General features: G+C 39.7%; 6 protein-coding genes. All 6 read right to left on the reverse strand.

Features of this window, described 5'->3' with window-relative positions:
• Positions 1–2: 2 nt before the first annotated feature.
• Positions 3–2,591: a DotA/TraY family protein gene (locus tag MMH89_RS04200; RefSeq protein ID WP_258568197.1), complete on the reverse strand. Its 2,589-nt coding sequence runs from the start codon at positions 2,589–2,591 to the stop codon at positions 3–5.
• Complete coding sequence (locus MMH89_RS04205) at positions 2,588–5,134, reverse strand: hypothetical protein (RefSeq protein WP_258568198.1); 2,547 nt, start codon at positions 5,132–5,134, stop codon at positions 2,588–2,590. The genes MMH89_RS04200 and MMH89_RS04205 overlap by 4 nt, the downstream gene beginning before the upstream one ends.
• Before the next feature lie 45 nt (positions 5,135–5,179).
• Complete coding sequence (locus tag MMH89_RS04210; RefSeq protein WP_258568199.1) at positions 5,180–8,044, reverse strand: DotA/TraY family protein; 2,865 nt, start codon at positions 8,042–8,044, stop codon at positions 5,180–5,182.
• Complete coding sequence (locus MMH89_RS04215) at positions 8,041–8,475, reverse strand: hypothetical protein (RefSeq protein WP_258568200.1); 435 nt, start codon at positions 8,473–8,475, stop codon at positions 8,041–8,043. The genes MMH89_RS04210 and MMH89_RS04215 overlap by 4 nt, the downstream gene beginning before the upstream one ends.
• 67 nt (positions 8,476–8,542) lie before the next feature.
• Positions 8,543–11,197, reverse strand: a complete 2,655-nt coding sequence (locus MMH89_RS04220; RefSeq protein WP_258568201.1) for a DotA/TraY family protein — start codon at positions 11,195–11,197, stop codon at positions 8,543–8,545.
• A 50-nt stretch (positions 11,198–11,247) separates the two neighbouring features.
• Positions 11,248–12,600 carry a cysteine--tRNA ligase gene (gene cysS, locus MMH89_RS04225; protein WP_258568202.1) on the reverse strand — a complete coding sequence of 451 codons (1,353 nt, stop codon included), beginning with the start codon at positions 12,598–12,600 and terminating at the stop codon, positions 11,248–11,250.
• Positions 12,601–12,602 lie beyond the last annotated feature (2 nt).

A 12,602-nucleotide genomic window follows, 5' to 3' on the forward strand; every position in this document is an offset into this window, starting at 1 on the left:
TATTATCCTCCCTTTCTTGAATAGGCCGCTCTCATCGCTAGATGCGAGAGCCAACCTGGGTTAAATTTGATATTACCTGAGTCCTCATCCCCAACCTTTTCGTAATACTTGTCTTTCTGAAAGATTGTTGGCGCCTTTACCATGAAATGGTTTTCATTTTCTGCCTTATAAACACTCTTGTCAATTTCTTTAGCGCCTATTTTTTTACCGATACGTTTATCATCTCTTTCTTCTCCTTCTTCGTCGCTTTTGGAGATAGCATCACTTGTAGCTTTATGCTTCCTATCTTTATCCAAAGAGTCTAATGCTTGAGATACATCATAAGACGCTTCTGTATGACGCTCACTAGCCGCTGTAGCACCTCCTTGACCAACTTTTTGCGCAGCGCCTTCTACACTAGATCTCACACCAAGCACTTGTTGTAATACATTTTCTTGCCCCAGAGGACCTGAACCGATCCATGATGCCATTCTATCTGGAAGCATCCCTATTATAGCAAAACACTGAATGAGCACTAAGAAAGCAAGATAACCATAAACCATAAATGCCATGATTAAAATAAAACCATCTACCCAAATATTTGTCACCGTAGTTGGGAGCAATGTATCCAGCAAAATGATCATAGACTCATTTAAAATAGTTAGCCCACAATAGGATAAAAGCCCAGAGAATAGTACCGCAAGGAAAATTAAAACAGGTCGAAGGAAAAGCTGCAAGAACAGCATAACCGATTGCTCTGATGCACCAAAAAACTGCTGAGAGCTAGGATGAGCCAACCCCAATGCTATCAGTGGACTTGCTAGCATTGCCTCCACTACCAATAGCACCCAACTAATCAATGAAAATGTAATAATTAAAGACGGAATAACAGGCAGTAAAATACCAAAAAAAGCACCCCATATAAAAAACAGAATACTCATTGCTCCGCCAAATGGTTCATATCTAAACAAATACGCAACATCAAGGTCAGCCAAAATACCCAGAGCATCAATTAAGTTATCTACACCAGCAAAAAGCATATAGATTGCAAAATGCTTTACTCCACCAGGATAAGGAACACCTGAAATAGCATAAGCTCCTGCTGCAGTAGCATAGGCTGCAGATGCAGCTGTATAATGAATCTTGCTCACTTTATCAGTTTGTACGGCTAAATCATATCGGCCCACGTGCCAATCCTCCGCAACATGCTTAAGTAGCTCAACACCTTTGCTCTGTACAGCCTCTAATGGATGGTAGGTCTTATCTATTAATAGTGATTTGAATGTACTGATAACATGAGTCAATGTAAGGTTGATTTGTTCACTCATTGTATTAACGTTAAGCCCACCTCCTCCTCCAAACTTATTTGATGGATCTAAGGCAGTTTTCACATCCTGTTTAATCATTGCCCCAATAGAAATCTGACTCCTGATAGCCTCAATTTTATCAGCAAGTCTATCTTTGGTGTTTGTAGCAGATTGAACAGCCTTTTGTTTCTGAAAACTGAGGTCTTTAATCGAGTTATAAACAAGTGTGAGTACTTGCTGCACATGTGTAGAGTCCGTACCCGCTATAGGAGTATAATCACTAGCGGGAGTGTGAAGTTCAGATTTTTGAAAAGAATCAATTTTCAACTTTAAGTCATCCTCAGCAGGCAAAACAATATTCGAGACATTAACATCACCACTCAGTAATGCAATAATCCAGTCATCCATAGCCTCTTTACTCTCAACATCTTCAACATCATCAGGAATATCAACAATCCAGTCATTATACATCTGTTTATGATAAGTGTATAAATTAGACTTTATACTCGTTTGCCCCAATGCAAATGTTGAAAATGACCAATTCTCAGGCATCGTGTTATTATTAATAGTTGAACTCACTTTATTAACAATAGCTTTAGTCGTTTGAATAATAGCATTCAACATCAATTCAACATTTTCTGCATTATTCGTAGCGGTTAGTTCTCCACAATTGCCTACAAAAGTAAATTTACCTCCAGTTACTCCAGTTATTGTAAACAAAGGATCCTCGAAAACAAAAGAATCCTCCGATTCAGTATTGTGATCTATTGCACATACCACACTCTGCATAACCTTTTTAAAGTCTTGAACTGATTTTTGCTCATTGGCGTAGTTCATAAAGCCCTCTATTGCTACTCCACTAGCTAACTGACTAGTTTCATCGGGCTGTGTTAGGTCGTATAGCCCAGTTGAGAGCCGAGCCACCAAAGCAGAGCTGCTTGTTACAACGCCTCCGACCATATGCTGAATAGTCCCCATACCATCTGATAACGGAATTAATGCAGCAAACCCAGCTAAAGTTCGCACCATTACCCAAGCATTTATTTTTCTACCTATTCCTTTCCCTTCAGATGCAGCCAATGCCCCTGCATAGAAAAGACTTCCTACCGCAACGGATGTAAGGACCAGTATAATTCCAGTATTAAATATTTTAATAATTAGATGCAGCAAATCCATTAAAGGTGAGGTCTTCTGGAGTGTTACATAATAAGCAATTTCAGCTGCAAATTTCGATTCCGTTGATACCACTTCAGCCCACGCTAAATTTGATAAAGTTAGCCCTAGCAATAACAATAAACGCATCATCCAACGCTCCCTGCAATTGATTTACCACCTTGCTGAGCACCCATTGCTGATTTTTGTACCGAAGCCAAGGCAGAAGCTTGCTGCTGATTAAACATTGAGTATATTCTTTGGATGGTTTGTTGATCCAAGTTACTTTCAACTTGCCCACCTACCCAGCGAATCACCATATTAGGAACACGATATGATGCGCTTAAGCAATAGGTCATCAAAGTAGCCGAAATGTAAACCATAAAGACAAGCGTTGATAGCACATAAATAGCACCCCAAGTGCCATCGGCCTCACTCACAGAATCCGCTAATATTGGGACTACCATTTTCAGCATCATCGCTAACCCTACTGATAAAAAGAGCATGCCGAAATAAAAACCAACTACAATTAATGGCGCTCTAATAAACACACTAAGTAACATTATCCCTGCTTGTTGTGCTGACCCCAACAAATCTTGTCCTTGTGGGAATGTTAAGCCCAGGGCAACCAAAGGTATCCCAACCACAGCTTCACCTACTGCTAAAATCCAGCCTAGTATCGCTACAAAATAGGTAATTGAAGGCAACATAGGTATCCAAATAGATAGCAAGTTAGTTAATACCATAATCGGAGATACACCGGCTATGATATAGCCAAAATATTGGTAATCAGCTGCCGTATTTGTTTTAACCATCCAGGTAACAGACATTAATCCCTCAGAAACACTTTTAGCTACAGTAGCTGCTATATGTATACCTGTAGTAACTCCAATTTTAATACCGTTTTGTATCAATTGAGCAAAATAAGCAGGATTAGGCAATGGTGCAGGAGCCGCTGGAATCATCTGCGGATTACACATAACGACCCTTGGACTTGGCTGTGGCGCTAATGGAACCAAGCAATAAAACTCATCCCATGCCTTTTGCTGATAATAACCTGAGATTGCAGTTGTAATTTTATTCGTAGATTGAACAGCGAGAAAAGTCCATAATGTTTTATATGCAATATTCATTTGATTTGATACTACATCCCGAGATATTGTTAATACAAAGTACATCAATGAGTCTGATAGCTGGTTACATAGCTTACCTACTTCAAGCGCTGGATTACGTATAACCTTATGTGTATTTTTCACAAAACTATCTAGCCATAAATCAACCGTTTCATCCATTACCGCATTCAATGGCTTGTCAATAGCATCAATCTCAGCAAAGGTTGACGTTTCTCCTTCGTAATCTATTTCAGGAGGTTTATCCCAATAATCCTTAACCTTAAACGAATTAACCACAGCGCCAGCCTCGGGAGGGTCCTTGATGCGAAGATGATTCAAAGACTCTTTTACATCTGATGAAAGCTTCAGAATAGTAGGTGAGCTTTCAAGATCATCTGAGGATTTAATTAGACTGTTAGATTTACTTAAATCCAATTGTAATAGCTCTGGAGGGTCGTAATCTATCCTGACATCAGCTAGCCCTCGAAAGGTTGGCCCCACAGCACTTGGTCTGCCTATTGAAGTAATAATACCTTCAGGACTTGATAAATTACTTGCACCAGCAGCAACAGACTGATACAGCCAGGGGAACTTAATCCAATCGTAGCTGTAATCTAAGCCCACATTATCTGAATTAGAAAATACGATTGGAACTACAAAATTAACCGCATATGACTTTGCTAAAAAGAACAACTTGCTTGCCAGGTTAGTTTTCCAGTCAAGTTGCGCCTGCTGGAGCTCAGTATCTGTTGCTTCTAAATCAATTTCCTCCATTTCAAAATATCGAATCAAATATCGTGTAATCGAATGAATGTTATCTCTGTAATTTCTTATATCTAATTCAGACAAATCATCCAACTTACTAATTGTAACCGGATTACCGCCACCCTCTGGCTGAATCGTGATACTATTGTTGCCCTTATTATTCTCATCATAATTATAAGTTACAGTCGGTTGACCACTAACTTCCTCATCCTTGTTTTTAAATGAATCATAAGTTACTTCTGCTAACTTATTATAGATAGACATAGCGGTTCCACCATAACCGGCTTCTACAACATTACTATAGCTCTGTTCATTATTTTCAGAACCCTCTTTTGTTCCCATTACATCAGCAATAACACGGGCTTGATCATACTCACTGTAGCTAGCCAGTATTTTCCCTGAAATCTGACTCGCCATATCGCTACTTGTGAGCACCAGCGAAATAACTAGGTACTGCAAAAAAGAGTAGCCATTATATACTGGCATAACCAGAGCTAAACCAGATACTGTCCTAAAAATGGTAAAATAGACTGACTGTATTCCCCGCTTACCCATCAAGACACCTTGAAAAGCAGTTTGAGCAACTCCTTGTATTACTGTAATGCTAGCAAAAGCTCCACCTATAAATGCAATAGCAATATTAAAAATCTGAAAGACCTTACCCAGAATAGTATCGCCTCCTCCCATTAAGCCATTTACTGACCCAAATATATCCTGCAAAAAGATATAGGATAACTGGTTACTAGCAATATCCTGGGCATAAACCAGAGCTGAGGTGCATAGGCATATTGATAGAAGCAAACGCTTGCTAAACTGCATAGACGACCACCAATAACCTTAATTTGTTTTTCATCACTTCACTCATTATCTAACACCATCGCCACCGCCACCGCCATCGCCATCGCCATCGCCATCGCTATCGCCACCTTCAGCTTCAGAACCCTCAGCATCAGCATCAGCACCAGGCTTATTACCCTCTAGGCTAGGTATAGAAACACTACCTTCTTTAGCACCCAGCTCTGGGCCTTTAGTCGATGAGCCAAGTCCAGAACCAACCTGACCAGCAGCTTGTTGCGACTCACCTTTAGCCTGCTCTGCAAGCTGTCCAGCCATCGACTGATCAGGTGGCCCACCAATCCATCTTAATATCCGATCTGGAACTTGATAGATTAATGAATAAGACTGCTCTATAACACTTAACATTGCATATACATATACCAAAATAATCCCAGCGCTAATCATCCCCAGAACAACCATACTACTCTCTTGCTCCACCTGTGTTGCATACAAGCTTATAGCAACAAATGCAAAACTCATGTTAAATAGTTTAAATACAACTTGCGCAACAACAATTGCAATTAAAATACCAAACAATAAAGTAATCGGCCTGATGAACACACCCAATAGAAGTATTAGCGCTTGTTCAGACTTTCCTAATAAATCATGTCCCTCAGGATGAGTCATCCCCAATGCAACCAGAGGTGCTGCTACGATAGCTTCTACAACAGACATTAACCAACCAACAGCACCAAATAAAAACAACAAGAAAGGTAACATAGGTATATACACACTCATTATAATCCCCATTGTAAGTAGTGTCCCTGCTATTGCTGTTCCTATAGGAATATACATCTCTAATGCAGTACGTGTTCCACCATAAGCCATTTTAAGACCATTAACCGTAATTGCTGCAGCAATCTTTGCAGCAGTACCAACAGGTGCTCCTGCTGTGCCATAAGGAGCTGCCGCGGCTATATCAGCAGCTAACGATGGTCCAGTTGTTGAACCATAATATGCCCATGCCATCTTTTCCATTTCTGCATACAGCGTAGTCAATGTATTTTTGAAATAGTCAGTAGAATATTCAATTAATTTTCTACCTATTTTCTCACACGCCTCCAAAGGATCAATAAACTCAGGTTTAAAACTAGATAGCATTCCCCCATCACCATTCAAAATGCTAGCAATATCAATATCAGTAGCATTAATGATAGCAATGTTGATAGCATTAAACAGTTTTCTTGATTTATTTGTTTCCAAGAGCCCAGTTACCTGGGTATTTGGCACCTTATATTCAGTTAAAAAAAGATTTGGATCAATATGAGCAAAAGAAACAAGATGATCACCCAGTATATCAACGCCCATAATCGCTTGCGCAGAGCTTATAGACATTCTTGCCAAAAACTGAATAGGCATCGTGACATCAATACCCCACATCCAACTTGTTTTACCAGCTAATTTACCCGATATCGGGGGAATTAATTCAAATGCTTCCGTACTTTTATAAGTATATTTGGAAACCATATTGATATTATCGCGCATCCTTACAAGGTTATTAAGATATTTTGAAGGAACTACTACAGTATCACTAACAATCATAGCTTTCGTAGCATTTATATCAATAATTAGTTGCTTAGAGTATCCACCCTGCTCTGCTTTAAACGAATCAAACTCTTTACTGAATTCCTCAACACTATTTGAGCCACTGAAGCTAAGAGGCTCGACTACATTTATTGGACTTAGTCCGCTTTTAGGCGGCGCTGTAGAAGCACCAGTTAACTTTCGATAATACATGCCTGAGGACAACCAGCCTTTTCTCTTTGCTTCTAAATGCCAAGAAGGTGTTTCTGTTTCTGCATCGATATCTGGCAGTTTTTTTGTAAACTTATAAATTTGGGACATATCATAGGCACGCTGATAAATTTGCTGCACTATACTTTTATGAAGCCTATTCTCATTCGAAAAAAACTTATCTATGAAAACTTTTTTTATATCTATGTCTTTGCCTACCCACTCATTACTTAACTCTGATTCTGACTTAGGAGGGTTATCCTGGTAATTACTTTGAATTAACATAAAACTATCAAAACTAGCACGTATATGATCAATAAATGCTTTTTTTCTAGTGGAATGTTCTAACTGAAATCTAACATTATTTTTTTCTTGATCTAATTCATGTACAGTTGTATCTTTACACTCAAATTTAGCAACCCCTGGAGCCGCACTCGGCAAAAATGAACCATGCTTCAGCGTATTCTTTTTAGTTTGTGATTGTAAACATTGAGCATATTGGTCTAATTCACTTAAGTAAATGTTTTTATAGGCGTTATTCATGGCCTCAATATTAGCTTTCTCATTCTCTAAACGTGCTGTCTGAACCTCATAAGTAGAGTCCACCGCCAGTGTCGTGCCCTGTTCTGACAAGTTAACAACCGTTACCCAGGCAGTATTAGCAAACCCTACCCCCATCAATACCACCTTCATCACCAGGATCTGTAGCGCGCAATACCCATTGCCTAATGGAACCATTAATGAAGCGCCCCCCACTGTTCGAGTCAGCACCCAAGGACTAACACGTGTTGAGAAGGCACCAGACCCATCTTGCGAAGAGCCAATGACACTCATAATTACAGTATAGCCAATTATGATACCTAAGACCGACAGCACTCCTAGATTGAAGATACGAAAGACCTCACCTGTGATTTTATTAAGAGAACCTGAGCCCACTATAGGCCCAAATAAAACGCTCAAAAACGTATACGACATGTCCGCTTTAGTATCAATCAGGTTGAAGATAAATGAGCCACCTGAAGTCTCTCCCATCGTTTGAATATCTAATAAATCAATTTGTTCAGGTGAAGTATATACATCAGAACTCTGTGCTAAAACAACAGAGCTACTTAGCCATGAAAAAACAACTAATAAAAAGACTTTGATACATTTAGTCATGAGTTTATGCCGTTCAACCAATCCATAAAGGTTAACCCTAGCTTTCGTTTACGAATTTGTAGCGCCCAGAAACTTTCTCTGAAATAAAAACTAAAAATCATTAACATGAACGGTATCATTACCATAGAAGCCATGTAACTTTTAGTATGCACTAACCAAATGGTATAACAAACTGATATGAACAATATACCGAAATAAACAGTTGCTGCTTGCTCAAACTTATCTTGTTGCTCTTTAAGGAATGACTCTGTATATCCATATTTTTCTATTGCTTCATCGAAAGTTTCTTTAACAAAGGATCGCTTTTGGCGACCGAGCAATAGCCCATATGATTTATGAATCATAGATGCATTACTTTTCATAGAGTCCCATGCAACCCATGATTTCACATCAAATAACGTTTTTACAGTGTGCTTGAATCCAAACTTCATTTGAATCTCCTACTTTCTCAATCATGCTACCAAAATGCGTTTATAATTGCACCTGGTAATTCGACTCTTAACCTCGCACGTTCGTATCTTGCTGTAATGCACCACCACCCGCTGAGGAAGCACCCGCTCCTGCGGAGCCTACATCCTGAGTTACACCTGAAGAAACAGCATGTATAGCGCCTGCACCAATTCCACTACCCGCAGCCTCAGATGGGCTACCAATCCACTTCAAGACACGATCCGGAATCAGATAAATCATGGCATAGCACTGCTCTACAATCACCATCAATGCATAAACATATAACACCACTAAGCCCGCGACAAAAAACATATTAATAATGTGATCTTCCGAATAGCCAGGACTTATGACAGGACTTATGGATTCAATAGACTTCATAAACACCACGATTGATGTTAAAAACGTCATATTAAACATTTTAATAGCGGTAAAGGATAGCGATATCCCTACAACCATCCCAATCAATGTCAGCAAAGGACGCAGGAAAACACCCAGTAACAGCATGACTGCCTGTTCAGACTTTGCCAGCACCTCATGCCCTTCTGGGTGCGCAACACCTAAAGCAATCAGTGGTGAGGCGATCATTGACTCAACGACTGAGAACAGCCAAGCCATTACCGCAAAGATGAAAATTAGGCTGGGTATAAACGGAATATACACCGCTAATATTAGACCTGCTACAAAGTACACAACTGATAAACCGTTCACCAACGGTCCATATACACCCACAATAGCTTTAGCTGATGTTGTAGCAAAATTAATAAGCCCTGCCACTACATCTGACATAATTGAGACCCCAGTTTTCCCAGCTACTAGGCCGGCTGTGCTTGTAGCATCCGCCGATGGCACTTTCAAATTTGCGTCGCGCCTAGCTGCAAGGTAATAATCTATCGTTCCTTTAGCCGACACTGCTGCTGATGTAATTCCAAGTCCAGCTAACTGAACATCTTTTATCTGCCCATAAATGTCCTTAACCGACTCTTTCCAATAGGTAGTAACAGCAGATATAAACTTATTCCCCATCATGCTGAGGACCTTTAACTGATTCACATTCTTTTTCCCATAGGACTCAAGACCATACGTTCCATTACCTATCAATGCATCCCTTACTGTTTTTGCCATTGTATAACCCAGCTTAATTGTACTTAATGAATCAATCTTCAAAGCACCTGTAGAGACTTTTGGTCCCGGCTTCCATAATGTAACTGTATCAACAAGCCCTAGAGGTGCTAAGTATTGCGAAATATTAATTCCATCTGCGGTAGGCATGGTCGATTTAGCGCGCCCTGAAGCACCAGACACTGACTCCAACAATCCTGATAACCAGCTATTTATATCTGCTCCCTTAGGATCAAGAATTAACGCCCTGGGCTTCCAAATATGTTTTGTTTCCCCACCATTACCATACTTAAACTCATAGTTTAATAACACTAAGCTATTTGGCACGTAAAGTTCAGATTCAATAAATTGCGATAACTCAACGCCCTCAGCATTTCCCTCAATGACCGCCTCTATAAAATCTAAATAATAAATGCCCGCACCTAACCAACCCCAGCCCCTTGCATCTATTGTCCAATCCTCTTCTGCAGCACCAACTGACATAGGAGCATCTTTCTTTAAGTGACCCGCACCCTCTCCCTCATCTGCTAGTACTTCAAAAGCTTGTTCTCTATATGTTTTAAACTTAGCCTTATCACCTGCTGTTCCTTTCATTGAAGCCGGGCGTGGTCCTTTCAAAGTCTGAGAATAATCATCCCAAACCTTATTAAAGATAGTCTCAACATAGCGAGTCATCGAGCCATGTAATAGAGTGTCTTTTACTCGGTCATCAGATTGTGACTGAATGGAAAAAAGAAGAATATCATTTGGACGGGCTGTTTTGCCCTCTGCTTGGCCATCTAAACCTATACCAAATTTTAACGTAAATTCTGTTTTCAAAACATTCTCGCCCACTTCACGTATGAGTTCATACTCAATACTTGGCACAAAGTCATACAAGTAACTTCCCGAAGCCTGACGCTTACTGTCAATGATTGAAATCGCATTTAAAGTAGCTATATCGAGCTTTGTTAATAAACCATCCAATGAAGAACTTTTCAGCAAATCATACTTATAGTGACTCCCACCGACCACCTCCTCTCCTTCCCAATTACGCACACTATTATTTAATATTGTAAAATCTAACGCTGTCTCTACTGGATCGGGCTTAGGCTTAATAGCATCTTTCTGATAATAATCCATCATGCTCCCCCAAGCGGTATTAGCAGCCATTACTCCAGAAACAACAACATACATCACCATCTTTTGCACCAATGAGTACCCACTTGCTGTCGGCACCAGAATGGCAAACCCAAATACAGCACGACCCATTGCATAAGGGGAAGCCCTATTAGAGCCAACAATTCCTCCATCATGTGCTGATGAGGATAGACCAAACATAGAGCTATAAATAACCAGTAAAACTAAAGCAGATAAAATCCCTGCATTAAATACCTTAAATAGATGCATAACCATAGGGTTGTCACCCACAAGGTCAGCGATATTACCAAATATCAATCCTAAATAAGATAACGAGATATCCCCAGCATCCACTTTATAAAATATCTGATCGATAATATTCTCATTGGAATTTTGTGCATAAGAAAAAACAGTGCTAAACAGCAACGAATACAGCAACCAATTATTTAGTTTTCGTGTACGCACGATCAAATCACATAAGACTTAATCTAGTGTACCAAATTTTAAATGAATACTCACCTACTATTCAAACCTGAATGATCATTGTACCAACTAGACCCCTTAGATGTATCAACTACAATCACATTTTTCTGTGATAATTGATCTCTAATTTCATCCGCCTTTACAAAATCTTTTTGACGTCTAGCATCAGCACGTAGTGCTAATAGGTTATTAACCCATTCTACATCGACCCCTGCTTGTAAAAACGCAACCGGGTCCTTATAACCTACCCCTAATATATTCAACATTTTGAGAAGGGTTGCCCGCTGATTAGGATGCGTCATACCATCTGCATAACGATGCATTAAGCTTAAAGCCTCTGCTATATTTAAGTCATCTGCTAAATAAGCCAAAAACTGTATCCAGTCCGGATCATTTGCATCATGAACCCCAACTTCAACCTTTAAATGTAAATAGAAGTTTAAAACATTACGCTGTGCTTGCAACATTCCTTGCTCAGAGAAATCTAATGGCTGTCTGTAATGCGTCTTGAGCATATACCAGCAAATAACTTCAGAATCATAGCGCTTTAAAGCATCAGCAACGGTAATAAAGTTCCCTAAAGACTTAGACATTTTTTCACCATCAACCAATAATGGGCTTACATGCATCCAGTTTTGAGCAAAGTCTCCACCAGTAGCACAACATGCTTGTGCAATCTCATTTTCATGATGTGGAAACTTTAGATCCAAGCCACCTCCGTGTAAATCAAAGGTATCACCAAAAATATCACATGACATCGCTGAACATTCTATATGCCAACCAGGCCTACCCAGGCCCCATGGTGAATCCCAACTCGGCTCTTGTGGCTTGGCTTGTTTCCATAAAACAAAATCATGTGCTGATTGTTTCCCCCCTTGATCAATGCGTGCAGCTTGCACCAATGCGTCAATTTTTTGCTTAGAGAGCTGACCATACTCTGGATAGGAAGCAACAGAAAAACAAACATCACCTGAGTCACTCACATAAGCGTGCCCTTTAGTAATGAGCTGTTCTATCATAGCAATCATTTGTGGGATATACTCTGAAGCCTTAGGCTCAACATCGGGTTGAATCAAATGAAAGATACCTTCTTGACGTGCAACATCTGCAATAACCTCTTGCGTTAAAGCTTCACATGAGATATTCCGCTCATTAGCCCGCTTAATAATTTTATCATCAACATCAGTAATATTACGGACATATTGAACAGAATAGCCTGATTGGCGCATTACCTTGACCAAAAGATCAAAGACTAACATTGTCCGCAAATGACCAATATGGGCTTGGTCGTAAACAGTTAAACCACATACATATAACTTAAATACCTGCTCACTTTTCAAAAACTCTGTTTTACTTTTTGAACGACTATCATAGACTTTCATCATAT

This window comes from Candidatus Comchoanobacter bicostacola, from assembly GCF_024172705.1.
Lineage (GTDB): Bacteria > Pseudomonadota > Gammaproteobacteria > Comchoanobacterales > Comchoanobacteraceae > Comchoanobacter > Comchoanobacter bicostacola.

Coding starts and splice junctions, on each gene's coding strand:
- MMH89_RS04205 (WP_258568198.1), bottom strand. CDS start 5,134: ATGCAGTTTAGCAAGCGTTTGCTTCTATCAATATGCCTATGCACCTCA.
- MMH89_RS04215 (WP_258568200.1), bottom strand. CDS start 8,475: ATGAAGTTTGGATTCAAGCACACTGTAAAAACGTTATTTGATGTGAAA.
- cysS (WP_258568202.1), bottom strand. CDS start 12,600: ATGATGAAAGTCTATGATAGTCGTTCAAAAAGTAAAACAGAGTTTTTG.
- MMH89_RS04200 (WP_258568197.1), bottom strand. CDS start 2,591: ATGATGCGTTTATTGTTATTGCTAGGGCTAACTTTATCAAATTTAGCG.
- MMH89_RS04210 (WP_258568199.1), bottom strand. CDS start 8,044: ATGACTAAATGTATCAAAGTCTTTTTATTAGTTGTTTTTTCATGGCTA.